Source organism: Amycolatopsis sp. FBCC-B4732 (assembly GCF_023008405.1).
Taxonomy (GTDB): domain Bacteria; phylum Actinomycetota; class Actinomycetes; order Mycobacteriales; family Pseudonocardiaceae; genus Amycolatopsis; species Amycolatopsis pretoriensis_A.
Genome location: NZ_CP095376.1, coordinates 8,989,040 through 9,015,198, shown reverse-complemented (window position 1 = coordinate 9,015,198; position 26,159 = coordinate 8,989,040). Strand labels below are relative to the sequence as shown.

General features: G+C 71.6%; 29 protein-coding genes and 2 riboswitches. Of the genes, 17 read left to right on the top strand and 12 right to left on the bottom strand.

Annotated features, from left to right (window positions below; all coding sequences use genetic code 11):
* Positions 1–184 precede the first annotated feature (184 nt).
* From MUY14_RS40885 to thiD (MUY14_RS40875), 3 genes are all read left to right on the top strand, one after another.
* Positions 185–1,096 (top strand): S1C family serine protease, encoded by a 912-nt coding sequence (locus MUY14_RS40885; protein ID WP_247017797.1) that lies wholly within the window; start codon positions 185–187, stop codon positions 1,094–1,096.
* A gap of 38 nt (positions 1,097–1,134) precedes the next feature.
* Positions 1,135–1,256: riboswitch (TPP riboswitch) on the top strand.
* Entirely contained in the window at positions 1,250–2,884 is a 1,635-nt protein-coding gene (gene thiC, locus MUY14_RS40880; RefSeq protein WP_281506218.1) for a phosphomethylpyrimidine synthase ThiC, read from the top strand. Its footprint overlaps the riboswitch before it by 7 nt.
* Positions 2,881–3,681: a bifunctional hydroxymethylpyrimidine kinase/phosphomethylpyrimidine kinase gene (gene thiD / locus MUY14_RS40875; RefSeq protein WP_247017795.1), complete on the top strand. Its 801-nt coding sequence runs from the start codon at positions 2,881–2,883 to the stop codon at positions 3,679–3,681. The genes thiC and thiD (MUY14_RS40875) overlap by 4 nt, the downstream gene beginning before the upstream one ends.
* Here the strand turns inward: thiD (MUY14_RS40875) and MUY14_RS40870 are convergent.
* Entirely contained in the window at positions 3,624–4,355 is a 732-nt protein-coding gene (locus tag MUY14_RS40870) for a DUF6338 family protein (RefSeq protein WP_247017793.1), read from the bottom strand. The two genes, thiD (MUY14_RS40875) and MUY14_RS40870, sit on opposite strands and share 58 nt — an antisense overlap.
* A 241-nt stretch (positions 4,356–4,596) precedes the next feature.
* On the bottom strand, positions 4,597–4,992 hold the full coding sequence (locus MUY14_RS40865) for a helix-turn-helix domain-containing protein (RefSeq protein ID WP_247017790.1): 396 nt from the start codon (positions 4,990–4,992) through the stop codon (positions 4,597–4,599).
* A 91-nt stretch (positions 4,993–5,083) separates the two neighbouring features.
* Between MUY14_RS40865 and MUY14_RS40860 the strand changes: the two genes are divergently transcribed.
* The gene (locus MUY14_RS40860) at positions 5,084–6,007 is read left to right on the top strand and encodes an NADP-dependent oxidoreductase (RefSeq protein WP_247017788.1); all 924 of its coding nucleotides are present in this window, start codon (positions 5,084–5,086) and stop codon (positions 6,005–6,007) included.
* On the opposite strand, the gene MUY14_RS40855 is transcribed toward MUY14_RS40860, so the two are convergent.
* Positions 6,004–7,014, bottom strand: coding sequence for a phosphatidylinositol-specific phospholipase C domain-containing protein (locus MUY14_RS40855; protein WP_247017786.1), 1,011 nt, complete (start codon positions 7,012–7,014; stop codon positions 6,004–6,006). The genes MUY14_RS40860 and MUY14_RS40855 overlap by 4 nt on opposite strands.
* Positions 7,015–7,128: 114 nt before the next feature.
* Here MUY14_RS40855 and thiD (MUY14_RS40850) point away from each other — a divergent pair, with 114 nt between their 5' ends.
* Positions 7,129–7,956 carry a bifunctional hydroxymethylpyrimidine kinase/phosphomethylpyrimidine kinase gene (gene thiD, locus MUY14_RS40850; protein ID WP_247017784.1) on the top strand — a complete coding sequence of 276 codons (828 nt, stop codon included), beginning with the start codon at positions 7,129–7,131 and terminating at the stop codon, positions 7,954–7,956.
* 215 nt (positions 7,957–8,171) lie between these two features.
* On the top strand, positions 8,172–8,975 hold the full coding sequence (locus tag MUY14_RS40845) for an ion transporter (RefSeq protein ID WP_247017782.1): 804 nt from the start codon (positions 8,172–8,174) through the stop codon (positions 8,973–8,975).
* Here the strand turns inward: MUY14_RS40845 and MUY14_RS40840 are convergent.
* Positions 8,972–9,811, bottom strand: a complete 840-nt coding sequence (locus MUY14_RS40840; protein WP_247017780.1) for an SDR family oxidoreductase — start codon at positions 9,809–9,811, stop codon at positions 8,972–8,974. The genes MUY14_RS40845 and MUY14_RS40840 overlap by 4 nt on opposite strands.
* Positions 9,812–9,905: 94 nt before the next feature.
* On the opposite strand from MUY14_RS40840, the gene MUY14_RS40835 reads away from it, so the two are divergent.
* A complete protein-coding gene (locus MUY14_RS40835) occupies positions 9,906–10,265 on the top strand; it encodes a helix-turn-helix domain-containing protein (protein ID WP_247017778.1) in 360 nt (119 codons plus the stop codon).
* Between the two features lies 1 nt (position 10,266).
* Here the strand turns inward: MUY14_RS40835 and MUY14_RS40830 are convergent, their stop codons facing one another.
* The 4 genes from MUY14_RS40830 to thiO all read right to left on the bottom strand — a co-directional run bounded on the left by MUY14_RS40830 (position 10,267) and on the right by thiO (position 12,825).
* A complete protein-coding gene (locus tag MUY14_RS40830) occupies positions 10,267–10,695 on the bottom strand; it encodes a MarR family winged helix-turn-helix transcriptional regulator (RefSeq protein WP_247017776.1) in 429 nt (142 codons plus the stop codon).
* A gap of 96 nt (positions 10,696–10,791) precedes the next feature.
* Positions 10,792–11,550: a thiazole synthase gene (locus MUY14_RS40825; protein ID WP_247017774.1), complete on the bottom strand. Its 759-nt coding sequence runs from the start codon at positions 11,548–11,550 to the stop codon at positions 10,792–10,794.
* Position 11,551: 1 nt separating this feature from the next.
* Positions 11,552–11,752, bottom strand: a complete 201-nt coding sequence (gene thiS / locus MUY14_RS40820) for a sulfur carrier protein ThiS (RefSeq protein WP_247017772.1) — start codon at positions 11,750–11,752, stop codon at positions 11,552–11,554.
* Positions 11,752–12,825 carry a glycine oxidase ThiO gene (gene thiO / locus MUY14_RS40815; protein ID WP_247017770.1) on the bottom strand — a complete coding sequence of 358 codons (1,074 nt, stop codon included), beginning with the start codon at positions 12,823–12,825 and terminating at the stop codon, positions 11,752–11,754. The genes thiS and thiO overlap by 1 nt, the downstream gene beginning before the upstream one ends.
* Positions 12,819–12,924: riboswitch (TPP riboswitch) on the bottom strand. (Overlaps the previous gene by 7 nt.)
* Before the next feature lie 31 nt (positions 12,925–12,955).
* On the opposite strand from thiO, the gene thiE reads away from it, so the two are divergent.
* Entirely contained in the window at positions 12,956–13,621 is a 666-nt protein-coding gene (thiE, locus tag MUY14_RS40810; protein ID WP_247017768.1) for a thiamine phosphate synthase, read from the top strand.
* A 254-nt stretch (positions 13,622–13,875) separates the two neighbouring features.
* Here the strand turns inward: thiE and MUY14_RS40805 are convergent, their stop codons facing one another.
* Positions 13,876–14,622 carry a hypothetical protein gene (locus MUY14_RS40805; protein WP_247017765.1) on the bottom strand — a complete coding sequence of 249 codons (747 nt, stop codon included), beginning with the start codon at positions 14,620–14,622 and terminating at the stop codon, positions 13,876–13,878.
* A 148-nt stretch (positions 14,623–14,770) separates the two neighbouring features.
* Here MUY14_RS40805 and MUY14_RS40800 point away from each other — a divergent pair, with 148 nt between their 5' ends.
* Positions 14,771–15,721, top strand: a complete 951-nt coding sequence (locus MUY14_RS40800) for a threonine/serine dehydratase (RefSeq protein WP_247017762.1) — start codon at positions 14,771–14,773, stop codon at positions 15,719–15,721.
* On the opposite strand, the gene MUY14_RS40795 is transcribed toward MUY14_RS40800, so the two are convergent.
* Complete coding sequence (locus MUY14_RS40795) at positions 15,718–17,250, bottom strand: MFS transporter (RefSeq protein WP_247017760.1); 1,533 nt, start codon at positions 17,248–17,250, stop codon at positions 15,718–15,720. The two genes, MUY14_RS40800 and MUY14_RS40795, sit on opposite strands and share 4 nt — an antisense overlap.
* Positions 17,251–17,293: 43 nt before the next feature.
* Positions 17,294–18,049, bottom strand: a complete 756-nt coding sequence (locus tag MUY14_RS40790) for a GntR family transcriptional regulator (protein WP_247017758.1) — start codon at positions 18,047–18,049, stop codon at positions 17,294–17,296.
* Between the two features lie 148 nt (positions 18,050–18,197).
* On the opposite strand from MUY14_RS40790, the gene MUY14_RS40785 reads away from it, so the two are divergent.
* Both MUY14_RS40785 and MUY14_RS40780 read left to right on the top strand, forming a co-directional pair.
* Positions 18,198–19,244 carry an SIS domain-containing protein gene (locus tag MUY14_RS40785; protein WP_247017756.1) on the top strand — a complete coding sequence of 349 codons (1,047 nt, stop codon included), beginning with the start codon at positions 18,198–18,200 and terminating at the stop codon, positions 19,242–19,244.
* Positions 19,241–20,206, top strand: coding sequence for an N-acetylglucosamine kinase (locus MUY14_RS40780; protein WP_247017753.1), 966 nt, complete (start codon positions 19,241–19,243; stop codon positions 20,204–20,206). Before MUY14_RS40785 ends, MUY14_RS40780 begins: the two co-directional genes overlap by 4 nt.
* Positions 20,207–20,307: 101 nt before the next feature.
* On the opposite strand, the gene MUY14_RS40775 is transcribed toward MUY14_RS40780, so the two are convergent.
* Positions 20,308–20,967, bottom strand: coding sequence for a DUF3159 domain-containing protein (locus MUY14_RS40775; protein ID WP_247017751.1), 660 nt, complete (start codon positions 20,965–20,967; stop codon positions 20,308–20,310).
* Positions 20,968–21,236: 269 nt separating this feature from the next.
* Between MUY14_RS40775 and MUY14_RS40770 the strand changes: the two genes are divergently transcribed.
* From MUY14_RS40770 to MUY14_RS40745, 6 genes are all read left to right on the top strand, one after another.
* Positions 21,237–22,073 (top strand): SGNH/GDSL hydrolase family protein, encoded by an 837-nt coding sequence (locus MUY14_RS40770; protein ID WP_247017749.1) that lies wholly within the window; start codon positions 21,237–21,239, stop codon positions 22,071–22,073.
* 368 nt (positions 22,074–22,441) lie between these two features.
* Complete coding sequence (locus tag MUY14_RS40765) at positions 22,442–23,182, top strand: OmpA family protein (protein WP_247017747.1); 741 nt, start codon at positions 22,442–22,444, stop codon at positions 23,180–23,182.
* Positions 23,183–23,195: 13 nt separating this feature from the next.
* Complete coding sequence (locus MUY14_RS40760) at positions 23,196–23,591, top strand: hypothetical protein (protein WP_247017745.1); 396 nt, start codon at positions 23,196–23,198, stop codon at positions 23,589–23,591.
* A gap of 56 nt (positions 23,592–23,647) precedes the next feature.
* Entirely contained in the window at positions 23,648–24,124 is a 477-nt protein-coding gene (locus MUY14_RS40755) for a DUF6932 family protein (RefSeq protein ID WP_247017743.1), read from the top strand.
* Positions 24,121–25,002, top strand: coding sequence for a hypothetical protein (locus MUY14_RS40750; protein ID WP_247017741.1), 882 nt, complete (start codon positions 24,121–24,123; stop codon positions 25,000–25,002). The genes MUY14_RS40755 and MUY14_RS40750 overlap by 4 nt, the downstream gene beginning before the upstream one ends.
* A gap of 250 nt (positions 25,003–25,252) precedes the next feature.
* Positions 25,253–25,918, top strand: coding sequence for a DUF4190 domain-containing protein (locus MUY14_RS40745; RefSeq protein WP_247017739.1), 666 nt, complete (start codon positions 25,253–25,255; stop codon positions 25,916–25,918).
* Positions 25,919–26,159 lie beyond the last annotated feature (241 nt).

Sequence of the window (26,159 nt, the reverse complement as noted above, 5' to 3'; positions counted from 1 at the left end):
GCTTCTGCACCGTTACAGAAGCGCTTGGGGAGTCTGCCCGCCGGATCTTCACCGGCGCGTGGTCCGATCCGGTGAACCACTGACCGTCACTGGTCCGGTCGGCGGTTCACGACCAGCGAACGGACTTCACGGCCTCGAAAGCGCACACTTGTTGTAGGTGCAACGGTGTAATCGAGGTGGAAACGTGGACGACGCGATGGACGCCTACTCGCGCGCGGTGAGCACGGTCGCCAGGACCGTGACCCCGCACGTCGCCGGGGTGCAGCTCGAGCGCGGGAGCGGGTCCGCGGTCGTCTTCGCCGAGGACGGCCACCTGCTCACCAACGCCCACGTCGTCAGCGACCACCGGCGCGGGGTCGCCACCTTCGCCGACGGCAGCGAGGTGCCCTTCGACGTCGTCGGCGCCGATCCGCTGTCCGACCTCGCCGTCCTGCGGGCGCGCGGGGAGACGCCGCCGGCCGCCACGCTCGGGGACGCCGACCGGCTGGTCGTCGGGCAGCTCGTCGTCGCCGTGGGGAACCCGCTCGGGTTCGCCGGGACGGTCACCGCCGGGGTGGTCAGCGCGCTCGGCCGGGCGCTGCCGGTGCGACAGGGGCGCACCACCCGCGTGATCGAAGACGTCATCCAGACCGACGCGGCGCTCAACCCCGGCAACTCCGGCGGCGCGCTCGCCGATTCGGCCGGCCGGGTCGTCGGCGTCAACACCGCCGTCGCCGGCGTCGGGCTCGGGCTCGCGGTGCCGATCAACGCGACGACGCGGCGGATCATCGACACGCTCGTCGTCGAAGGCCGGGTGCGGCGCGCGTACCTCGGCATCGTCGGCGTGCCCGCGCCGCTGCCGGACGACGTCGCCGGGCGCACCGGGCAGAGCGCCGGGCTGCGGGTGCGCGAAGTCGTTTCCGGCGGGCCCGCGGACCAGGCCGGCCTCAAGGCGGGCGACCTCGTGCTGACCGTCGGGCGCACCCGGGTGTCGGACGCCCAGGGCATCCAGCGCCGGCTCTTCGCGGAAGTGATCGGCACCGCACTGCCGATCACCGTGCTGCGCAACGGAGCCATGGTCGACGTCTACGCCACTCCGGCCGAGTTGGCCGGGTGACTTGAGTATCGTGCCCCGGCGTGGCATGGTCGGTGGCACAACACCAACGCGGGAGCTCGCGCCATGGCGGGCTGAGAGGGTGACTTGCGTTTCGCAGGCGTCACCGACCGCATGAACCTGACCGGGTAATGCCGGCGTAGGGAGTGAAAGTCGTTGACGACGCTGGAAAACAAGGACGTCTCCGTCACCACGGGTCCGATCACCGGCTCGCACAAAGTCTTCCACCAGACGGAATCCGGACTGCGCGTTCCCGCGCGCCGGATCGACCTCTCCAACGGCGAACACTTCGACGTCTACGACACTTCCGGCCCGTACACGGACCCGGAAGCGTCGATCGACGTCCACAGTGGACTGCACCGGCTGCGTGCCGGCTGGGCCGACGGGCGTGAGCACAACACCCAGCTCGGCTGGGCCAAGCAGGGCGTGATCACCCGCGAGATGGAGTACATCGCCGCGCGGGAACGGGTTTCCCCCGAGTTCGTGCGCGCCGAGGTCGCGAGCGGCCGCGCGGTGATCCCGGCCAACCGGAAGCACCCCGAGTCCGAGCCGATGATCATCGGCAAGAACTTCCTGGTGAAGATCAACGCCAACATGGGCAACTCGGCCGTCTGGTCGTCGGTCGAGGAAGAGGTCGACAAGATGGTGTGGGCGACCCGCTGGGGCGCCGACACGATCATGGACCTCTCCACCGGCAAGCGGATCCACGAGACGCGGGAGTGGATCATCCGCAACTCGCCGGTCCCGGTCGGTACCGTGCCGATCTACCAGGCGCTCGAAAAGGTCAACGGGGAGCCCGAAAAGCTGTCGTGGGAGGTGTACCGCGACACGATCGTCGAGCAGTGCGAACAGGGCGTCGACTACGTCACCGTGCACGCCGGCGTGCTGCTGCGCTACATCCCGCTGACCGCGCGGCGCGTCACCGGCATCGTCAGCCGCGGCGGCTCGATCATGGCCGCGTGGTGCCTCGCGCACCACCAAGAGTCCTTTTTGTACACGCACTTCGAGGAGCTCTGCGAGCTCCTGCGCCAATACGACGTCACGTTCTCCCTGGGCGACGGCCTGCGCCCGGGCTCGATCGCCGACGCCAACGACCGCGCGCAGTTCGCCGAGCTGGAAACCCTCGGCGAGCTGACGCACATCGCGCGCTCGCACGACGTCCAGGTGATGATCGAAGGCCCCGGCCACGTGCCGATGCACAAGATCAAGGAAAACGTGGAGCTCGAAGAGAAGCTCTGCGGCGAGGCGCCGTTCTACACGCTCGGTCCACTCGCGACGGACATCGCGCCGGGGTACGACCACATCACCTCGGCCATCGGCGCGGCCCAGATCGGCTGGTACGGCACGGCGATGCTCTGCTACGTCACGCCGAAGGAGCACCTCGGCCTGCCGAACCGCGACGACGTCAAGACCGGCGTGATCACGTACAAGATCGCCGCGCACGCCGCGGACCTCGCCAAGGGGCACCCGTACGCGCAGGAGTGGGACGACGAGCTGTCGAAGGCGCGCTTCGAGTTCCGCTGGCACGACCAGTTCAACCTCTCGCTCGACCCCGACACCGCACGCTCGTTCCACGACGAGACGCTGCCCGCCGAGCCGGCCAAGACCGCGCACTTCTGCTCGATGTGCGGCCCGAAGTTCTGCTCGATGCGGATCACGCAGGACGTCCGCAAGTACGCCGAAGAGCACGGTCTGTCCACTGTGGAGGCCATCGAGGCCGGCATGGCGGAGAAGTCGGCGGAGTTCGGCGAGCAGGGCAACAAGGTCTACCTGCCCGTGGTGCAGCAGTGACACCGCCCACCGCCCTCACCATCGCCGGATCGGACTCCGGCGGTGGTGCGGGCATCCAGGCCGACCTGCGCACGTTCTTCGCCAACGGCGTGCACGGGCTGGTCGCTTTGACGGCGGTCACCGTGCAGAACTCGCTGGGCGTGCAGGGTTTCACCGAGATCCCGGCCGACGTGGTGACGGCGCAGATCAAGGCGGTGGCGTCCGACATGGGCGTCGACGCGGCGAAGACGGGCATGCTCGCCACCGCGGAGATCATCCGCTCGGTGGCGAAGACCCTGGACGAACTCGGGATGGACTTCCCCCTGGTCGTCGACCCGGTGGCGGCGTCGATGACGGGGCACGCCCTCCTGCGCGAAGACGCGCTGGAGGCGATCCGCACCGAGTTGTTCCCCCGCGCCACGCTGATCACGCCGAACCTGGACGAAGTCCGCCTCCTGACCGGGGTCTCGGTCGTGGACGCGGCCACCCAGCGCGCGGCGGCGGAGGCGTTGCTGGAGTTCGGCTCCCGCTGGGTCCTGGTCAAGGGCGGCCACATGCAGGGCACGGAGGACTGCGTGGACCTGCTTTCCGACGGCCGCGAGTTCCGGGAACTGAGCGGGCCGAGGTACCTCACGGAGAACACCCACGGCGGCGGCGACACCCTGGCGTCGGCGATCACGGCGTCCCTGGCGAAGGGCGCTTCGGTCCCGGACGCGGTGGCGGCGGGGAAGAAGTTCATCGAGCGCTGCGTCGCGGAGTCCTACCCGCTGGGCGCGGGCGTGGGCCCGGTGTCGCCGTTCTGGGTGCTGGATCGCTGAAGCCGCTTCTTCGCGGTGACGGCGCCCGGCGGCACCGGCCGGTACTCCACGCTGATCACCTCGATCCGGTCCCCGGGGATGATGACCCGGCGGTAGGAGTCCGGCAGCGGCCGGAGCGGGCTGTCGGCGTCCGGCTTGGCGGCCAGGGGTTTGGTGAGCAGCAGTTCGCGATCACCCATCGGCAGATCGGCCGTGAAGTTCTCGACCTGCCCGGTGTACACCAGCCCGCCGGCCAGCCGGACCCGGGCGAACACCGCGTGCCCGGCCGGCACGCCGTGCCGGAAGGCCTTGCCCCAGAGGCTGATGACGCGGATCGTCTCCCCGTGGCGCCGGGCCAGCCACTTGTGCAGCCCGAACGCCAGCGCGTGGGAGGTCGCGGCCGCCACGACGAGCGTCAGCACCACCGCGCCGTAGTGGTCCGCCAGGTAGGCGTTCCCGCCGAGGATCAGGGCCCTGGGGTCGAAGAACAGCCGGGGGAAGAGCCACTGCGCCGTCTGCAGGAGCACGACGGTGACCAGGGTGAACCCCAAGCTGCCCAGCGCGACCCGGCCGATCTCGCGGAACGCCGATTCGGCCACCGCCACCCGGCGGCGCGCGCCCAGCAGGTCGAAGAACAACCCGGGCGCGACGACGAGCAGGAACAGCACGGCCGCGAGCCACGTGCCGGGGATCATCCGGGGTAGTCGGCCGGGTGCTGGTCACCATCGCCCGGGGAATCGTCGTCCGCCGCGTCGTCCGGCGACGGCTCGGCGCCCGACGAGATCACGTAAGGAGGTTCATCGGTTAAGTGCCTCCAGTCGTCCATCCTCCACCGGGACAACCAATCGGTCATGTCCGGCCACCTTCCACGACGGGGTTCGCCACCCGGGCCTCCCTGGAGTCGCGGGACCGGCGACGGCCGTTACCGGGCGGCCGTCAGCGGACCGGCTGCAGCTCCCGGCCGTCGTACTCCTCGCGCGACGAACGGATGCGGTCGAAGTTCGCCTGCGACCACGTGCTCAGCGCGACCAGGTGCGCGCCCACCTCCGCGCCCATCTCCGTCAGCGCGTACTCCACCGTCGGCGGCGTCGTCGGGTACACCGTGCGGGTCAGGAAGCCGTCGCGCTCGAGCTGGCGGAGGTTCTGGGTCAGCATCTTCTGGCTGATGCCGTCCACGGCCCGGCGCAGCTCGCCGAAGCGGTGCGGGCCGCGGGACAGCGCGCCCAGCACCAGGGCCGTCCACTTGTTGGCCAGCAGGTCCAGCACGTCCCGGCAGGGACAGCTCCGGAGGTAGACGTCCCAGGGTCCGTCCTGTTCACAGGTGGTTTCCATCAGGTACCTACTTTACGGATAAGTGCCTTCTAGCGAAAAGTGCCTACCCGTCCGAGTATAGGAGGCGACCTCGAACCGAAGGAGTGGAGCAATGCGCATCGTGACCCAGGAGACCCTCGGCGGGCCGGAGGTGCTCCGCGTCACCGAAGCACCGCGCCCGGAACCCGGGCCGACGGAGGTCCTGGTGCGGGTGCGGGCCGCCGGGATCAACCCCGTCGACTGGAAGGTGCGGGCCGGCGGCGGGTTCCTCGGCGAGCCGCCGTTCACCGTCGGGTGGGACGTCGCCGGCGTCGTCGAAGCGGCCGGTTTCGGCGCCACCGGCGTCCGGGAAGGCGACGAAGTCCTCGGCATGCCGTGGTTCCCGCGCCCGGGCAACGCGTACGCGGAGTACGTCACCGCGCCGTCGCGGCACTTCGTGCGCAAGCCCGCCGGGCTGTCGTTCGCCGAGGCCGCCGCGCTGCCGCTGGCCGGGCTGACCGCCTGGCAGGGCCTGGTCGACGTCGCGGACGTCCGGAAAGGACAGCGGGTGTTCGTCGACGCCGCCGCCGGTGGGGTCGGGCACCTCGCCGTGCAGATCGCCAAGGCGCGCGGCGCGCACGTCATCGGCACGGCCAGCGCCGGCAAGCACGACCTGCTGCGCGAACTCGGCGTCGACGAACCGATCGACTACCACGACGAGAACGCCACGGCGTCCGATGTGGACGTCTACTTCGGACTCGTCGGCGAGGACAGCGACCTGCGCTGGCTCCCCGCGATCAAGGCGGGTGGCCTGCTGATCGGCGTCCCCAGCGGCGTCGCGGACCGCGTCGAAAAGGCTGCCGCGGCACGGGAAGTCCGCACGAGCCGGATCCTCGTCGAGCCGGACCGCGGCGGGCTGACCGGCCTCGTCGAGCTCATCGAGGCCGGCCAGCTGAAGGTCCGCGTCGAACAGACCTTCCCGCTGGAAGACGTCGCCAAGGCGCACGAGCTCGGCGAATCCGGGCGGGTGTCCGGGAAGCTCGTGCTGACCCTCTAACCCCGGGCGACCACCTGCGGCAGCACCGTCGTGAGCCCGGTCCAGTCCGCGGTGACGACCGACGCGTGCTGCTTCGCCAGGTCGGCGACGCGCTGGTTGGCCTGCTCGACCGTCGGGTTGTGGGCGTCGATGGCCGGCGCGACGTTCTGCGCGTCGGTCATCACGACGTAGTAGTGGTTCGCGTCGTACCACCACGGCCCGGTCTGCGTGACCCACGCGTTCGCGTCGCCGTCGAACACCACGAACCACGGCTTGAGGTCGGCGGTGTACTTGTCCCGCGGGTCACCGCCGGCCGCGCCGTGCACGGTCGGGAAGATGTTCGCCTCGCCGAGCTTGCCGGCGTTCTTGAGCCCGACCAGGTACCGCGCGTATTCGACGTCGGTCTTCAGCGTGTCGGTCGGGTTCCCCTCCTCGACCGTGCCCGGGATGATCTCGGTGATCACCCGGCCCCGCAACGCGTCCACCGACGGCCAGTTGTCCGCCTTGGCCGCGTCGTCGAGCGTGCCGTAGCCGCCCAGCAGCTCGGCCGGGCGGAAGGCGACGCTGCCGAGGTGCGAGCGAAACGTCGCGTCCAGCTCGTCCGGGCCCATGCCGGTGTTGTCCGAGAAGCCGGTCTTCATTTCGAGCTTGAGCGTGAGCGGCGCGTGCCCGGGGTGGGCCGCGAGCCAGATCCGGATGTCGTCGAGGCAGTACTCGAGGTTCTTGTTCTTGCCGCCGCTGTAGAGCTGCGACGCCGAGGTGGCCGCGACGCAGTTGTTGTTGTTCCCCAGCGGGTTCGAGTGGCTGACCTTCCACTCGTGGGTGAAGAAGTCCGGCCAGACGTCGAGCTCGATCAGCGACGAGCCGGCGTCGAGCGCCTGGGCGAGGTAGCCGTAGGCCGCCGGGTCGTAGGTGTTGTGCACGCCGACGGTCGTGACGTGGGAAAGCTTCGGGCTGTCCGCGTGGGCCGCGGTCGCTCCGGAGAGCACGAGCGCAGCCGTGAGGAGTACCACCGAGGAGAGCTTCATCCAGGCTCCTTCGCCCCGTGAACTGGTGAGTAGCCCACACAATGTGCCACCGTGGTTGACTCTTGATGAAGGAAAAGCGGCCGATTGGCCTAGACCAGAAGTCGGGAAAACACCATGCCAACGAGCCTTCCGACCGCGTTGACCATCGCCGGGTCGGACTCCGGCGGCGCCGCCGGGCTGCAGGCGGACCTGCGCACGTTCCTGACCTGCGGCGTGCACGGCCTGGTCGCGGTCACCGCCGTCACCGTCCAGAACACCCTCGGCGTGCACGACCGCGCCGACCTGCCGCCGCACATCGTGGCCGGGCAGATCGAGGCCGTGGCGGCGGACATGGGCGTCGGCGCGGCCAAGACGGGCATGCTGGCGTCGGCCGGGATCATCGAGGCGGTCGCGGTCGCGTGCGACAACGCGGAGATCGGCCGGGACGCCCGGATCCCGTTCGTGGTCGACCCGGTGGCGGCGTCGATGCACGGCCAGCCGCTGTTCGACGAGGCCGGCCTGCACGCGCTGCGCGACGAGCTGCTGCCGCGCGCGACGGTGCTGACCCCGAACCTCGACGAAGTCCGGCTCCTGACCGGCATGACGGTGACCGACCGCGAAGGCATGCACACCGCGGCGGTCGTGCTGCACCGGATGGGCCCGCGGTACGTCCTGGTGAAGAGCGGCCACCTGCAGTCGGACCCGGAGTGCGTGGACCTGCTGTTCGACGGCTCGACGTTCGTGGAGCTGCCGGGCAAGCGCTACTCGACCCCGCACACGCACGGCGCGGGCGACACGATGGCGTCGGCGCTGACGGCCGGGCTCGCGAAGGGCATGTCGGTGGTCGAGGCCGCGCGGTACGGCAAGTGGTTCGTTTCGCAGGCGGTCGAGCACGCGTACCCGATGGGTGCCAAGGTCGGACCGGTGTCGGCCTTCTGGCGGCTGGCTCCCGAGGAGCGCTGAGGTCCGCCGCCCGATCGTGTGCTCGACCGGCTCCCAGCACAGGTCGTGACCGGGCCACCGGCGCGTTCCGCTTGCGCCGGCAGGAGTTCGGTCACTTCGCGCAGCCGGGACAGCGGGATTTCGGGGCCTTCACCCATGCGCTTCGCCTCTCTCGTCGCAAGATATCTTGGCCGCCGAACGGATTTACTGATCCTTGACCCAAGCGGGGGGCGGCCTTGACCGGACGCGAGCGGGTGGCGAAGGTCCTCGAAGACCGCCGCTTCCAGAACTTCATCATCGCCGTCATCGTGTTCAACGCGGTCACGCTCGGGATGGAGACGTCGACGTCGATCATGGCCGGGTACGCCGGGCTCCTGCACGTGCTCGACCACATCGCGCTCGGCATCTTCGTCACCGAGCTGCTGGCGAAGTTCTACGCCTACCGCGGCGGCTTCTTCCGCGACAACTGGAACGTCTTCGACCTGCTGGTGGTCGGCATCGCGGTGATCCCGGCGACCGGGCCGTTCGCGGTGCTGCGGTCCTTGCGCGTGCTCCGGGTGCTGCGGCTGATCTCCGTCGTGCCGTCGATGCGGAAGGTCGTCTCCGGGCTGCTCGCCGCCATCCCCGGCATGGCCTCGATCGCCGCGTTGCTCGCGCTAATCATCTTCGTGGCCGGGGTGATGGCGACGAAGCTGTTCGGCGCCATCGACCCCGGCGACTTCGGCGACCTCGGCACGTCGCTGTTCACCCTGTTCCAGGTGATGACCGGCGAGGCCTGGCCCGACATCGCCAAGACGATCATGGAACAGGCGCCGATGGCCTGGATCTTCTTCGTCGTCTACATCCTGGTGTCCAGCTTCGCGGTGCTGAACCTCTTCATCGCCGTCGTGGTCAGCGGGATGGAGGACGAGCTGCGCCAGGACATCCGCGAGGAGGAGGCGAAGCAGGCCGAAACCCAGGCGGCGGCGAACCAGGAGATCCTCGACGAGCTCCGCGCCCTGCGTGCGGAGCTCGCCGAGCTGCGGCAGAAGGCCGCTTAGCGGAACGCGGCGACGGTGCGCGCGGCCCAGTCGGCGAAGGTGCGGGGAGCCCGGCCGAGTACCCGCTCGACGTCGGGGCTGACGCGCACCTCGGCCGGGCTCGGCGAGCCGAGGATGTCCAGGGTGTCGTCGGCGAGCTCGGCCGGCATGGTCCGCGTCATGCCCGCCTTGGCCTCCTCGCGGGTCTGCTCGTGGAAGCGCACCGGCGCGCCCAGCGCGGCGGCGATGGCCGCCGTCTGCTGCCGCGGCGTGATCGCTTCCGGCCCGGTCAGCTCGTACACGCCGCCGGTGTGCACCTCGTCCAGCAAGCAGGCCGCGGCGACGTCGGCGATGTCCGCCGGGTCGATGACCGGCACCCCCGTGTCGCCGAAGGGTGCGGCGACTGTCCGCTGGGTGCGGACACTTTCGGCCCACCACAGGGCGTTCGACGCGAAGCCGCCCGGCCGCAGGACGGCCCAGTCCGGCCCGGCCGCCCGCACCGCGTCCTCCAGCTCGCGCATCGCGACCCGCGTCGTGCCGAAGGGCCTGGTCACCACCCCCAGGGTGGACAGCAGGACGATCCGGCCGACCCCGGCGCGCGCGGCCCGCTCGACGACATCGGCAGGATTCGCCCCGACGGCGTGCAGGTCGCCGGACAGCAGCAGGAACAACGCCTTCGCCCCGGCCAGCACGGGCTCGAGAGCGGCGGGCTCCGCCAGGTCGGCCACCACGTGCCGGACGCCGTCCGGCACGTCCGCGGCGTGCCGCGACACCGCCGTCACCTGCTGTCCCGCTCCGGCCAGCGCCCGCACCAACGGCCGGCCCACGTTCCCGGTAGCCCCGGTCACCACGATCATGAACAGCTCCTTCGTCCGATTCCCGCTGTGTTCGGGGGACGCTAGGAGCCGAGCTAACTTCTGGTAAGTACATACCTCTGGGTAAGCTCATGACATGACCGGAGGCCCACAGCTCACCCCGGCCGGCGCCGAGGCGCGGTATGAGGTGTTTCACACCGACTGCGCCGCGCGCGACGTCGTCGACCACGTCACCAGCCGGTGGGGCATCTGGGTGCTGATCTCCCTGCGGCGCACCGACCTCAGGTTCTTCGAGCTGCGCGAGAGCATCCAGGGCATCAGCGAAAAGATGCTGGCCCAGTCGCTGCGCGCGCTGGTCCAGGACGGCCTGGTCTGGCGGCGGGTCGAGCCGACCACGCCGCCGCAGGTCACCTACGGGCTGACCGAGTTCGGCCGGGACGTCGGCGAGCCGCTGACGGAGCTGTTCGACCGGATCACGCGCCGGCTCGCGGACTAGCTCAGTCGTCCGCGATCAGGGCCTCGAGCGCCGGGATCGCCGTCGTCAAGGCTTCGCGGTGCTCGGGCGAGAGCCGGTCGAGGCGCCGGTTCAGCTCCTGGACGCGGGTCGACCGGACGCCGGAGACGAGCCGCTCGCCCTCCTCGGTCGCCTTCGCCAGCCACGCCCGGCGGTCGACCGGGTCGGACTCGCGGCTGACGTAGCCGGCCTCGACCAGGGACGCGATGATCCGCGACATCGTCGCCGCGGCGACGCCCTCCTTGGCCGCGAGGTCGCCGAGACGGAGCTGGCCGGAGTTCACGAGCGTCGCCAGCGCCGAGATGGCACCGTGGCCCGGTCCCGGCACACCCGCCTGCCGCAGCGACCGCGACAGCCTGCCGACGGCCAGGTACAACCTGCCCGAGACGTCCTGGACCGATGTGCTCGTCACGGCTGGCTCCTTCTGCCCTGCCCCGCCGCGGGTGCGCCGGAAAGTGCCGTCCACCTTACGGGCTCGCGGTGCGCGTTCGGCGTGAAGCCACCTGGTTCACCGAGGTGGACTCGACGCTTTCGCCCAGAAGCGCTGCGGCACCCGCCCCGCCGCGCGGGCCAGGTGACCGGCGACGACGGCCGCACGCATCGCCGAAGCCATCCGCTCCGGATCGGCCGCACGGGTGACGGCGGTGGACAGCAGGACGGCGTCGCAGCCGAGCTCCATCGCCAGCGTCGCGTCCGAGGCCGTGCCGATTCCGGCGTCCAGGATCACCGGCACGCCCGCCCGCGAAACGATCAGCTCGATGTTGTGCGGATTCCGGATGCCGAGGCCGGTGCCGATCGGCGCGCCCAGCGGCATCACCGCGGCGCAGCCCGCCTCTTCCAGGCGCAGCGCGAGCACCGGGTCGTCGTTCGTGTAGGCGAACACCGTGAACCCGTCGGCGGCCAGCCGTTCGGCCGCGTCGAGGGTCTCGAACGGGTCCGGGAGCAGCGTCCGGTCGTCGGCGTGCACTTCGAGCTTGATGAGATCGGTCTCCAGCGCTTCCCGCGCGAGCTGCGCGGTGAGCACGGCTTCGGCGGCCGTCCGGCAGCCCGCGGTGTTCGGCAGCAGCTCGATGCCGAGCTTCTTCAGCAGTTCGAGGACGCCGGAGCCGCCCTCGGCGTCGGCGCGGCGCATCGCGACGGTGGTCAGCTCGGTGCCGGAGGCGACCAGCGCGCGTTCGAGCACGGCCAGGTTGGCCGCGCCGCCGGTGCCGATGATCAGCCGGGACGACAGCTTGGCGGTGCCGATGACCAGCGGTTCTTCGTCCACTTCAGCCTCCCTGGACGGCGGTGAGCACGTCGACGCCCGCGCCCTTGGGCACGACGGTGGCCGCCCAGTCGCCCCGGCGGACGACGACGCCGTCGACCGCGACGGCGATCCCGGGCCGCGGGCCGCCGGACGCGTCGAGGACGTCGGCGACGGTCGCGCCGTCCGGGAACTCCGTCCACTGGCCGTTGAGCTTGATCTCCATCACACGTGCTCCTTCTTCTGCAGCCGGGCGGGCGAAGCCGCTTCGACGCCTTGGGGCGGCTCCTCCCCCTCGAGCCAGGCGACCACGGCGGCCGCGGTCACGGGGGCCATCAGCAGGCCGTTGCGGTGGTGCCCGGTGGCGGCGAAGACGCCGTCGTCCAGGACACCGATGTAGGGCAGCACGTCCCGGCTGGCGGCGCGCAGGCCGGCGGCGGTCTCGACCAGCTCGTACTCGGTGATCGCGGGGAAGACGCGTTCGGCGCCTTCGAGCAGCTCGCGCACGCCCCGCGCGGTGACGGCCCGGTCGAAGCCCGCTTCGTACTGCGTGGCGCCGAGGACGAGCTCCTGGTCGCCGCGCGGGACGAGGTAGATCGGCCGGCCCTCGACGACCGCCCGCACGGTGTGCGCGGGCGGCGGCAGGCAGCCGCGGCGGGGCTTCAGCCGCAGGATCTCGCCCTTGAGCGGCCGGACGGCGCCGGCCAGCTGCGGGTGCAGCCGCCCGGTCCACGCGCCCGCGGCGAGCACGACGGCTTCGGCGTCCGGCAGGCCCTCGACGCGCTCGCGCACGAACCGGACGTCGTGGTTGACGCACGCCGCGTAGAGCGCGTTGAGCAGTTTCCGGTTGTCCACGGCCAGGTCGCCGGGCACGTGGAGTCCACTTCGGACGGACCCGACGCCGGGTTCGAGCCGCCTCGTCTCCCGCCCGGTGAGGCGCTCGGCCGCGCGGCCGATCGAGTGCAGGTAGCCGGCGAGGATGTCGAGGTGCCCGGCGTCGGCGCTGTCGAACGCGACGACGAGCGTCCCGTGCCCGGCGAGACCGGGGTCGACGCCCTCTTGTCCCAGGTCGCTCGCGAAGCCCGGCCAGCGTTTCAGCGACGCTTCACCGAGGCTGAGCACGTCTTCTTCGCCGGGCCAGGCCTCGGTGACCGGGGCGAGCATGCCACCGGCCAGCCAGGACGCGCCGCCGCGGGCGGGCTCGGGATCGTGCACGGTGACGTCGTGGCCCGCCTTCGCGGCCCGCCACGCCGCGGACAGGCCGATCACGCCGCCGCCCACCACTGCCAGGTTCGTCATGGGATCACGCTCCCTGCGCCGGCATGACCCGGATCAGGTTCCACGGTCGGAGCGGCAGCTCCCTCTCAGCCCGTGCCTCGGGCTCCCGTGCGGACCCGTCCACCCTAACTCCCGGGGTACGGTCGCCGCTATGCCCGCCCTCTCCGGTGACAAGATCCGCGCCCGCCTCGACGCCGCGCGCCTGTACCTGTGCACGGACGCCCGCACCTCCCGCGGCGACTTGGCCGCGTTCGCCGACGCGGCCCTCGCCGGCGGCGTCGACGTCATCCAGCTGCGAGACAAGACCGGCGGCGCGCCGCTGGAGGCCGCGGCCGAAATCGCGGCGCTGGAGGTGCTGGCGGAGGCGTGCGAGCGCCACGGCGCGCTGCTGTCGGTGAACGACCGCGCGGACGTGGCGCTGGCGGTCGGCGCGGACGTGCTCCACCTGGGCCAGGACGACATCCCGGTCCCGCTGGCCCGCCGCATCCTCGGCGACGCCGTCGTGATCGGCCGCTCGACCCACTCCCTCGACCAGGCGCTGTCGGCGTCGGCGGAGCCCGGCGTGGATTACTTCTGCACGGGCCCCTGCTGGCCGACGCCGACCAAGCCGGGCCGCGACGCACCGGGCCTGGACCTGGTGCGCGCGGTGGCCGGCTGGGCCCCGGAACGCCCGTGGTTCGCAATCGGCGGCATCGACGGCGACCGGCTGCCTTCGGTGCTGGACGCGGGGGCGTCCCGCATCGTCGTCGTCCGCGCGATCACCGAGGCCGAGGACCCCGCCGAGGCCGCCCGAGCGCTCCGCTCCCACCTGGTCTGACCACAGTCACTCGGGGCTCGACGCGAGGGCGTCCCGCATCGTCGTCAGCCACTCGCGCCCTTCGCTCCCACCTGGCCTGACCACCGTCACGGCGTCGGCGTGGCCGCCGCGCCCTGGCTGGTGGGCGGGGCCGTCGTGGCCGGGTCAACGACGACCGACTGCCTTCGGTACTCGACGCGAGGGCCTCCCGCAACGTCGGCCGCGCGACCACCGAAGCTGCCCGAGCCCTCCGCACCCACCTGGCCTGACCACCGTCACGGCGTCGGCGTGGTCGCCGCGCCCTGGCTGGTGGGCGGGGCCGTCGTGGCCGGGGCCGAGGTCGACGGCTGTTGCGTCGACGTGCTCGGCGTGGTCGTCGGCGTCTCCGACGAGGTCGTCGGGGCCGTCGACGTTTCCGGCGGGGTCGTGGTCGTCTCCGTCGGGGACACCTGGGTGTCGCTGGTCCCGGTGGTCGGCGTCGTCGACGGTGTGGTGTCGGTGTGGCCGCCACCGCCGCCGAAGATCTTGCCGATGCTCGTGCCCGTGCCGCCGCCGATCCGGGCGCCCGTTGCCGACTCGAGGCCGACGATCGCCAGGATCGCCACCGCGAACGCCGCCACGCTGGTGCCGATGATCAAGGGCCAGCGCAGTTTCCGCAGCCGCGAGGGCCCGTCCTCGGCGGGCTTCTCCAGCTGCACCGTCGGCTGGTCGGTAATCGGAATTTCCACCTCGGCCGGCACGTCCGGCGCGGGTCCCCGCCGCCGGATCCCCGACGTCGCCAGCACGCGGGCCTTCGCCGCCGCCTCGCGCGTGCGTTGCAGCGAGCGCAAGTACAGCTCGCCGCCGACCGTCGACACCACGCTCGCCACGCCCGCGCCGACCACCGTGCCCGCCACGCCGAGCGTCGAGCCCAGCAGCGCGGCGGTCACCGCCGCGAGCGCCGCCGCCAGCACCTGCACGATCCGCAGGCCCGGCTTTTCCTCCGTCTTTCCTTCGGAAGCCGCTTCGTTCTCCTTCGTCATGATCCCGATCCGAGTAGTCCGTGTTCTCCCCTTGTCCAACGGTTAAGGCGCGCGAGGAACTCCCCGCGTTGCCGCGGCGTGAGGAGGACCACTCCGTCTGTCCACAGTAGACACTCTCATCCGAACGATTTCTTGACATACTCGGCACATGGAACTGGTGACTATCTCCGACATCGAGGCCGCCGCGAAGCGCGTCGAAGGTGTCGCCGTGCGCACGCCCCTGTTGGTCCAGACGTGGGATCCCCGCGGCACCCTGTGGCTCAAACCCGAAAGCCTGCAACCGATCGGCGCGTTCAAGGTGCGCGGTGCGTTCAACGCGATCGGGGCCCTCGACGACGAAGCGCGCGAACGCGGTGTCGTCGCGTACTCGAGCGGCAACCACGCGCAGGCGGTCGCGTACGCCGCGCAGCGCTACGGCGTACCCGCGGTGATCGTCGTGCCGGACGTCGCGCCGCGGATCAAGGTCGAGGCCACCCTCGCGTACGGCGCCGAGGTGATCGAGGTGCCGATCGGCGAGCACGAGGGGAAAGCGCGTGAACTGGCCGCCGAACGCGGGCTGACCCTCGTCCCGCCCTTCGACGACGCGGCCATCATCGCCGGGCAGGGCACCGCGGGCCTGGAGATCGCCGAAGACCTGCCGGACGTCGATGTCGTGCTCGTCCCGGTCAGCGGTGGCGGGCTGGCGGCCGGCGTCGGCACCGCGCTGAAGGCCCGCTGCCCGCGGGCGCGCGTGATCGGCGTCGAGCCGGCACTGGCCGCGGACGCCACCGACAGCCTCCGGCGCGGTGAGCTGGTCCGCTGGCCGCAGGCCGACCGCGCCCGCACGATCGCCGACGGCCTGCGCTCGCAGCCGTCCAAGCTGACCTTCGCCCACCTGCGCGAGGTCGTGGACCAGATGATCACGGTCTCCGAGGACGAGATCCGCGAGGCCGTGCGCGTCCTGGCCCGCCAGGCCCGCCTGGTCGCCGAGCCCAGCGGCGCGGTGACGACGGCCGCGTACCTCTTCCACGCCGGCGAGCTGCCGGCCGGCAAGACGGTCGTCCTGGTCTCCGGCGGCAACGCCGACCCGGCGATGTTCGCGGAGATCCTCGCGGGCTAGGAACCGGCGACCGGGGTCCCGCCGCCGCGGACGTGCGTCGGCGGGCCCTCGACGCCGCAGTGGTAGCACTCGCCCAGGTGGGGGCACTCGTCGTCGGGCTTGGGCGGCGACGGCGAAGCCGGTGGCTCCAGGACGCCGTTGTGGATGCCCAGCGCGATCAGCCCGCCCGCGATGGCCAGCGCCGCGCAGATGACCAGCGCCGTCCGCCAGCCCGCCGTGAGCGCCACCGGGTCGGCGTACGCCTCGCCGGTCAGCCCGGCCGCCGCGGGCAGCACCGCCACCGCCAAGAGCCCGCCGGAGCGGGCGATCGCGTTGTTGACGCCGGAGGCGACGCCGGCGAAGCGGTCCGGGGCCGCGGCGAGCACCGTCGCGGTCACCGGGGCCACCACCGTCGCCAGGCCGAGCCCGAACACCACGACCGCGGGCAGCACCGTGCCGAAGTAGGATGCCCCGGGCGCGATGCGCAGCATCAGCAGCATGCCGACGCCGACGACGATCGGGCCGACGACCAGCTGCGTGCGCGGGCCGATGCGCTGCGCGAGCGCGCCGGAGCGCCCCGACAGCAGCAGCATGACGACCGTGAGCGGCAGCCCCGCCAGCCCGGCCGCGGTCGGCGAATAGCCGAGCGACACCTGCAGCTGCATGACCAGCAGCATCATCACCCCGCCGAGCGCCGCGTAGACGACGAACGTCAGCGCGTTCGAGAGCGTGAACGTCCGGTCGCGGAACAGCGACGGCGGCACGAGCGGTTCCGCCGAGCGGTGCTGGAGGAGGACGAACGCGGCCAGCCCCGCGATCCCGAGCAGGCCCGCGATCAGCACGATCGGGTCGCCGATCCCGCGTCCCGGCGCCTCCACCAGCGCGCCGGTCACCCCGGCGAGGCCGACGGCGCCGAGCGCGGCCGCCCCGAAGTCGGGGTGGCCGGTGGCCTCCGGGTCCCGCGATTCGGGGACGAACTTCCGCGCCATCAGGACCACGGCGATGGCGATGGGCACGTTGATGAGGAACGCCAGCCGCCACGACCAGACCTGCACGAGGAACCCGCCGAGCAGCGGGCCGGCGGCGGCCGCGATGCCGCCGAGCCCCGACCAGGCGCCGATCGCGCGGGCGCGGGCGTCGTGCGCGAAGGACGACTGGAGGATCGCGAGCGAACCCGGCGTCAGCAGCGCGCCGCCGATGCCCTGCAGGATCCGGGTCGCGACGAGCATCTCGGTGGACTGCGCGGCGGCGCACAGCCCCGAGGCGACGCCGAACCAGACGACGCCGACGAGGTACGTGCGGCGCCGCCCGTACCGGTCGCCGAGCGAACCGGCGACGAGGATGAGCGCGGCGAGCGCCAGCAGGTACCCGTCGAGGATCCATTGGAGCCCGGCGACCGAGGCGTTGAGCTCGGTGCCGATGCGGGGCAGGGCGACGTTGACGATGGTGCCGTCGAGCATCGCCATGCCCGACCCGAGGATGGTGGTGGCGAGGACGCCGCGCGCGGCGTGCGTCCCCCACCGGATCCCGGTGTCTTCGGTGGCAGTCACGTGCTCACTCCACCGCGCCGGTGATCCCCCCGTCAACCGGGCCCTACGGCAGCAGCGTCGTGACGAACTTGTACCGGTCGCCGCGGTAGACCGAGCGGGCGAACTCGACCGGCTTGCCGTCCGTGGCGAACGAGTGCCGGGTCAGCATCAGCACCGGCATGCCGACGTCCGCGCCGAGCATTTCCGCTTCCTGCGGCCCGGCGAGCGACGTCTCGATCGTCTCTTCGGCGCGTTCGAGTTCGACCCCGTAGTGCTCGCGCAGAACGGCGTACAACGAACCGCCCGCGGAGACGTGCTTGCGCAGTCCGCGGAAACGGCCGAGCGGGAGGTGGGTCGTCTCCAGCGCCATCGGCTGGGAGTCCGCGAGTCGAAGACGTCGAAGGCGAAGGATTTTCGCACCGGTGCGGATTCCGAGGAGCTTCGCGAGGTCACCCTCCACCGGCAGCTCTTCGACTTCGAGGAGCTTCGAAGACGGCTTCAGGCCCTGCTTGCGCATGTCCTCGGTGTAGGACGACAACTGCAGCCGCTGCGCGAGCTTCGGCTCGGCCGCGAAGGTGCCTTTTCCCTGCACACGGTGCAGGCGGCCCTCGGCGGTCAGGTCCGCCAGCGCCTGGCGCACGGTGGTGCGGGAGACCGTGAACTCCCCCGCGAGCGCGCGTTCGGTCGGGATCGGCGACCCCGGCGGGAGGACGTCCAAAAGGTCGAGGAGGTGCTGTTTCAATGCCCAATACTTGGGCTCGCGCTGCCCGCGCATCCCGGCGACGGTGCCCGCCTCGCCCGTGGTGGTGGTCTCCAACATGCCCGACTCCCTATGCCTTCCCTCATCACACGCCACGTCCCCGTATGAAACGTACCCTTTTCCACCGACGGCCCGCCCCACTAACATTGGTCTAGACCTGACCGACGCCGCCTGAGTCCGGTACATAATGCCGGAGGTGGAGAGGAAAATGATGACCCAACAACGGCCCGGCGAGCACATGGCCGCGGAGATCGCCCAGCAGCCGGACGTCCTGGCCGGTCTGGTGCAGCGTCAGTCGGAAATCGCCGAAGTGGCGGAAAAGATCTCACAACGGCCCCCGCGGTTCGCTTTGCTCGCCGCGCGTGGATCGAGTGACCACGCAGCGTTGTACGCGAAGTACCTGATCGAGGTACTCCTCGGCCTTCCGGCCGGTCTGGTTTCCCCGTCCACGGCGACGCTGTACGGCGCGCGACCCGATTTGCGGGACGTGCTGTTCGTCACCGTCAGCCAAAGCGGTGGGTCGCCTGACCTGATCGAGGTCACCGAAACGGCGAGGCGCCAGGGCGCGCTGACCGTTTCCGTGACCAACACCCCGGACTCGCCGCTGCGGGCGGCGTCCGAACTCGGCATCGACATCGGCGCCGGTGTCGAGCAGGCGGTCGCGGCGACCAAGACGTACTCCGCGACGCTGATGGCGCTCTATCTGCTCGTCGACGCGGTGCGCGGCGGCAAGGCGGCGGACGCCGAGAAGATCGGCGAACTCGCGCAGCAGACCCTCGAGGGCGCCACCGAGGGCGTGCAGCGGGCGGTCGACCGGTACCGGTTCGTGAACCGGGTCCTCACCGCCGCCCGCGGCTACTCTTACGCGACCGCGCTGGAGGGGTCGCTCAAGCTCGCCGAGACGAGCTACCTCGCGGCGCGCGCGTACAGCGGGGCCGACCTGCTGCACGGCCCGGTGGCGGCGGTCGACGACCAGACCGCGGTGCTGGCGGTGACCAGCGCCGGGCACGGCGCCGAAGCCATGCGCGACGTCGTCGACGCGGTCGGCAAGCGCGGCGCGGACGTCGTCGCGGTCGGTTCGGCGTCCGCGGACACCCCCGCGGCGCTGCGGATCGACGTCCCGCAGACCGTCGAAGAGCTGGCGCCGATCCTGGAGATCCTGCCGATCCAGCAGATCGCGCTGGGCCTCTCGCTGGCGCGCGGCGGCGACCCGGACAACCCGCGCGGCCTGCTCAAGGTGACCAAGACCCGGTGACCTCCGCGATCGGCGTCGACGCCGGCGGCACGTCGACCAGGGCCGCACTGGTCGACGCCGCCGGCGTCGTGCTCGGCACCGGGCGCGGCGAAGGCGCCAACCCCAACGCGCACGCGCCGGAGGTCGCCGCGGGCCGGATCGCCGGTGCGATCACCGCGGCGCTCGGCGACCGCGACCCCGGCACCGTGCGGGCGTGCGTCGTCGGCATGGCCGGGGTCAGCAAGCTGAGCGACCCGGCGGTGGCGTCAGTGTTCGAAGCGGCGTGGGCGCGGATCGGGCTCACCGGCGTGGTGCGGACGGTCGCCGACGCCGAAGTGGCGTACGCGTCGGCGACGTCGGCCCCCGACGGGACGGTCCTGGTCGCCGGCACCGGTTCGATCGCGGGCCGGATCCGCAAGCGGCGCCTCGCCGGCACCGCGGGCGGCTACGGCTGGCTGCTCGGCGACGAGGGTTCGGCGTTCTGGCTCGGCCGCGAAGCCGTCCGTTCCACTTTGGAGGCTCTGGGCCGCGGCCTTCCCCTCGAAGGATTGCCGTCGGCGGTGCTCGCCACCGCGCTCGGACCGTCCGGTTTGGACGTCCGGACCGACGCCGGGCGGCTCGCCGCGTCGCGCGCGCTCATCACGGCCGCCAACGCCGAGGCGCCGGTGCGGCTCGCCCGCTTCGCGCCGTTGGTGAGCGCGGCGCACGACGCCGGCGAGCCCGCGGCCCGGGAGATCGTCGGCCGCGCGGCCGAGTTGCTCGTCGCGAACGCCCTCGCCGCGCGCGAGCCCGGCGAGTCGACTCCGGTCGTGCTCGTCGGCTCGGTGCTCACCGGGGACAGCCCGGTCGGCGCGCTCGTCCGCCGCGGGTTGTCCGGCCTCGAGGTGCTGACCAGCTCCGATGGCGTGCTCGGTGCGGCGTGGCTGGCCGCCGTGGACGCCTTCGGCGAAGGCGCGCCGAGACCCGCTCCACCAGCGGATTGAGCGAAACGCGGGCCGAAACCGCGAAAACGTCGACTGAACCCGGGTCGGCCGGGTACCGTAGGCAGTGGCCCCCGGACCCTCCCCCCTCGCCGGGGGCCGCCTTATGCCCTGGGTACGTCGTCCGAGCTGGTCTCCGGCGTCAGGCGCAGGCCGGGGTGCTCCGGTGGCAATGCCCGGTAGAGCACCCACCCGCTCACCGCGACGGTCAGCGCGACCAGCGGCCACGAGAGCACCGTGCGGGCCACGCCGAGCGCGACGACCTGGCCGGCCCACCACAGCAGGCCGTAGACGACCACGCGCAGCACGTACTGGAGCACCCACACCCAGCTGGCCCGTGAATACGCCTTGAGCAGCACCGCGTCCCGGCGCCAGCGCGCCTTCTGCCCGAGCAGCAGCCCGACGACGACGCCGAGCAGCGGCCAGCGCACCACGATGCTGGCCGCCCACAGCAGGGCGCTGGCCACATTGGACATCAGCTGCAGCAGGAAGAAGTCCTGCGCGCGTCCGGTGTGCAGGGCGATCAGCGCGGCCGCGACGACGGCGGCCAGGCTGACCACGAGCGCGCGGATCTTGCCGCCCCGGACGACCCGGTAGACCCCGAGCGCGAGGGCGACCGCGATGGCGGCCCCGGCACCCCAGGCGACGGACTGCCCGGCCACGAGCCAGCCCACGACGAAACCGGCGGGCGGGACGCTGGCGTCGAGCGCACCCCGGCGGCCGCCGAGGATCTGCGCGAGCGACTCACGGGGTTCTCCGGACACCTTTCCAGCCTGCCGGAAAGCCCCCGGGACGCCGCAAGCAGGGAGATCTTCGCCACATCGAGTGCCGGGTTTGCCTCTTGGTGTGCTGTTTCACGGCATGCCGAAGGTGAAGACTGCGTAATAAGGGAGCGGAGAAGGCCGACAAGATAAGACACTGTTACCCCGGGCTGAACGGCCGGGGTGGCGCGGGGGTTGGACCCCGATGGTTAGTTGTGGTGTACAACTACATGTCGGGGAGTCGGTCGCAGGGATGGGGAAGGGGACCCAACGTGTACGGAATCGACAGCTATGTAGCCCTAGGAGACAGCTTCACCGAGGGCCTCAACGACGCCTTGCCGGACGGCTCGTTCCGCGGCTGGGCCGACCGGCTCGCGGAGATCCTGGCGGCGGGCCGGGCGGACTTCCGGTACGCGAACCTGTCGCTGCGGGGCAAGATGCTCGACGAGATCATGGACGAGCAGCTCCCGATCGCCCTGGAACTGAAGCCCGACCTGGTCACCCTCTGCGCCGGCGGCAACGACATCATCGTGCCGGGCGCGGACGTCGACGCGGTGGCGGAGCGCCTGGAAGAAGGCGTCGCCAAGCTGCGCGAGGCGGGCATCCCGGTGCTGATGTTCAACGGCCCGGACACGAAGGTCCTGTCGGTGATGTCGGTCCTGCGCGGCAAGGTGGCGATCTACAACACCCACCTGTGGGCCATCGCCGAGCGCCACGGCGCCCGCATGGTCGACCTGTGGGCGATGGCCCCGCTGCACGACCGCCGAGCCTGGAGCGACGACCGCCTCCACTTCTCCCCGGACGCCCACCGCCGCATCGCGCTGAAGTCCGCGGAGGTCCTGGGCATCCCCGTGGAGGGTGATTGGCGAGAGCCGTGGCCGGCGGAGGCGGTCCCGAGCCGCTGGATCGACTCGCGGCGCTCGGACCTGACGTGGACGAAGGTGCACCTGCTCCCGTGGATCCGCCGCCAGCTGCGCGGCGAGTCGATGGGGGACGGGCTGTCACCGAAGCGGCCGCAGCTCGCGCCGTTGACGCCGTTGGCTCCGCTGACGCCGCTGCCCCAGATGGACGTGCTCGAGGTGCCGGACAACGCTCAGCGGGCCAGCTGAGCGGTTCTCGGTTTGCCCGCGGGGGCGGGCCAGGCTTCCTGGGCGGGTTTTCGGGGTGGCCCGGGAGTCGCGAATGACTGATTGGGGGCGCCTGGGGTCCCGAATGAGTCGTTCGGGACCTCTCTAGCGTCGCGCGGGGCTCGCCCGGGTCTCGGCCAGCACAGCCCGCCCCAGCACAACCCGCCCCAGCACAACCCGCCCTCCCTGGGGGCCACCCCGTCGTCAGCCTATCCGCCGCCCCCGACGGAAAGTGCTCGCTCGATCACGAACGCCGAAGTTGTCCACATGTCGACTTGCCTGGGGACAACTTGTGGACGGACCGCCCCAGCCGACTCGCCAACCCGCCGCACCGGGCCTACCCTCCCCTTATGTCCGGTCGGCGTCGCTGGATCCTGCTGGTCCCGATCGCGGTGCTGGTCACGGCGCTGCTCGCGGGGATCGTGACCTGGGCTCAGGCCGGGAGCGTCCAGCGTGATCTCACCTCTCGCTCGCAAGCCGCGCTCGCCGCCGCCGGGTTGCCCGCCGGGAGCGTCAGCTTCGACGGCCGGGACGCCACCCTCACCGGGTTCCCGCCCGGCCAAGCACTCCGCGCGCTGGAAGTCGTCCAAGGGGTCGACGGGGTCCGCGCCGCCAAGTTCGAGGGCGACGTCGTGCCGGTCGCCCCGAGCACGAGCCAAGCACCCCCGCCGAGCGCGGCCCCCAGCAGCAGCACCCCGCCGCCGCCCACCACGACGACCACCGCGCCGCCGCCGACCGACAAGGCCGGGGTCCAGGCCGAGATCGACCGGATGCTCGCCGAGGCGCCCGTGACCTTCGTGCCGGACACCGCTCGGCTCACGCCCGAAGGGGAACAGGCCGCCCGCGGCATCGCCGTCGCGCTCGCCAAGTCGCCGGAGACCTTCCGCTACCGCGTCACCGGGCACGTCGGGCGCGGGCCCGGTGGCGAGAGCGCCGCGCTGAAGCTGTCCCGGGACCGGGCCCGGGCCGTCGCCCGGATCCTCACCACCAACGGCCTCACGACCAAGCGCGTGACCTACCGGGGCCTCGGCGACACCCGGCCGGCCGACGGCGGCGAAGAGGACCGGCGGGTCGAAATCACGGTCATCTGAAGGGGTGGTGCCGATGTTGTGGCTGTTCGGGCAGATCTGGCTGTGGCTGATCATCGCCTTCGCGCTCGGCGCGCTCACCTCGTGGCTCGTCCTGCGGATCCCGAAGCGCGCCGAAGCACCGGAAGCCGCCGAAGCGCCGTACGAGCCGGAACCCGAGCCGCGGTACGACGAACCGCTCGCCGCCGAGCAGACGCAGTTCATCCCGGCCGCCTGGACGCAGGGGCCGCCCCAGGAGCACCACGAGGCCGACGACGAGCCCGAGCCCGTCGGCCACCGCGAAGGGCACCTGCCGCTGCCACCGCAGCGCGGGGCCGAGGCCGAGGACTGGCCGACCGAGGAAGAACCGGCCTGGCCCGAGAGCGAGGAGGCCGCCCCGCGGTGGCCGCAGCAGCCTGGGCGCGGTGGCTGACACCCATCCTGGTAAATTCGGCTACGCACTGTGAGCGAGGCTGAGGAGGGAGTGGCGTGGCGCTCCCCCATTGGACTGCGCAACAGGTCCTGCCGCCGGGCCGCCACGCGGGCGACCTAGCCGACGTCTACGAGCGCCTGGTCTTCGACGCCCCGCACCAGAACGAACGCGAGATCCTCTTCAGCGCGCTCAACAGCTACCTCGGCGTGGCCCGCCGGATCATGCCGTCCGGCCGCGCCTGGATCGGCGGCGAGCTGATCATCCGCACCGCGCACCCGCCGCGCAGCCTCGACGTCGTCCTCATCCCGGACGAGTGGGGCGCGCTGAAGCGGCTCGACGACGCCGGCCGCTCGGCGCTCTACGGCCTGCTCACGCTGCGCGGCGTCATCGTCGGGCAGCCCGCCATGTACCTCGACCAGGTGCAGCCGGTCGGCGGCATGCTGGACGGCTTCCTGTGCCGCCCCGGCGACGAGGACACCTGGGCCGAGGTCTGGGCCGAAGGCGGCAGGGGCTACCCGGAGATGATCTGGTGAGGAACGAGTTCCGGCGCATCGCCGACGAGATCCCCGGCGGCACGTGGCTCGACGACCTCGCGCGCGCCTCGGCGATGGCGGCCAACGCCAAGTTCGAGCGGACGTCCCGCTCGCCGCTGCTGCACGTCTCGGTCATCGGTGAGCAGAGCATCGACGCCTACACCTTCTCCGACATCAGCCGGGCGCTGCAGGACGCGACCGCGAAGATCGGGCACATCATCCGGAACCCGTCCGGCGAGGTCACCCAGGTCCAGCAGGCCGACCGCGACAAGGCGCCGCTGATCCAGCGCGGCCAGGCGGGCAACGCGATCTTCTTCGGCTTCCCCGAGCCCGCGCCGGACGACGCGCTCATCGTCGACGGCATCGAGACGCTTTCCGAGCGGGCCGTCAAGGAACTGTGTGACTTCCTGCCGGCCAACGGCTCGGACGACGGCGCGCTCGACGCCGTGCTGCTGCAGCGCGACACCGTCCGCAACGCGGTGAGCGACATCGTCAACGCCGTCGCGAAGAACGCCGGCATCGGGATGGCCCTGACCCCGACCGCGGGCGAGCAGGTCACCCGCAGCATGACCACCGAGCAGGCCCGGATCCTCCAGGGCAGCCTCCGCGAATCCCGCGAGGCGGTCGGCTACGAGACGGTGCGCGGGCGGCTCGACGGCGTCCGCACCCGGCGGCGCATCTTCTACCTCGACCGCGAGTCCGGCGGGACGATCCAGGGCGCGGTGGCGCCGGATCTGCTCGACGAGATCAAGGAGAACCTCGACCGCCCGGTGACCGCCCGGTTGCGCGTCGTGCGCACGACGACGATCGACGGCCGCCGCGGGCGTCCCGTGTTCGAGCTCCTCGAAATCACCCCCGAAGTGAGCCTTTTCGACTGAAAAGTCCAGCTCGCGACTTTCGTCTTGAACACCGGAACCGACGGTCGTCGTAGGCCGTACGGCCACGAAAACAGTGGGAACACCGATATTCTTCGCATTGATCACATCGCCACACCCTGCGCGTGATGTCAGGAAATACCGATACTCACGGCAAAATGGTGGGACAATGACTTTTTCCAGAATGTAACAATTTCGTTCGCGGGCACTCTTATGGGTTAACGTCGTCGCACTCCCACCCGAAGGGGCCCGCATGATGACCGACCCGCAGTACCCGCCGACCACCGCGCGCCACGGCAGACCCGCGCCGCCGGTGACGGCCACGGAGCGTCGTCAAGCGAACGCCAAACCAGGGCGCAACATCCTGGCGATCGTCGGCCTGCTGCTCGGCCTGGCGGCACTCGGTGTCGCGTTCGTCCCCGACATCGGGTTCGTGGCGTGGCCACTGGCCGGGCTCGGGCTGATCCTCGCGATCGCCGGGCTGGTCCAGGTCAAGAAGGGCACCACGGGCGACCGCGGGGTCGCGATCACCGCCACCGTCGTTTCGGTCGCGGCACTGCTGTCGACGGCGGGCGTGCTGCTCTACTCGACCTTCCTCGGCGGCGGCGAGACCGGGCTGCACCTGCCCGCGGTCGCGGGCGACAAGCACGCGGTGGTCTTCGAGGTCACCTCGGCGGGCGGCGCGACCGTCCGCTACGGCAGCCTCAGCGACCAGCGCACCGAAAACGCGCCGGCGAGCACCGACGCGTGGCAGGGCGAGGCTTCCTACAACAATGGTTCGTACTTGTTGACGCTCACCGCGGACACCAGCAATTCGAGCGCGAGCAACGACATCAAGTGCGCCATTCTGGTCGACGGCAAGAAGGTCGCGGAAAACAGCGGGACGACCATCGCGCTGTGCACCGCCAACGTGGGCTGACCCCTGCCTGGCGACCGGCCGGCCTACCCCCACCTCGGCCGGCCGGGTCGCCACGAGCCGCTCCTGGCGGCTCCCGGCCCCGCCGCGGTTTCCCGCGCGGGGCCCGGCGCCGGCGTCTCAGCCTGCCCCTCCCCTAGGGCTCAGCCGGCACCGCCGAACCTACGCGGACGCCGCCCGCGCCCACTAAGAATCCACTAAGGATTCACGGTGCGAACCCGGCCGTGACCCGTTCGCAACCGAA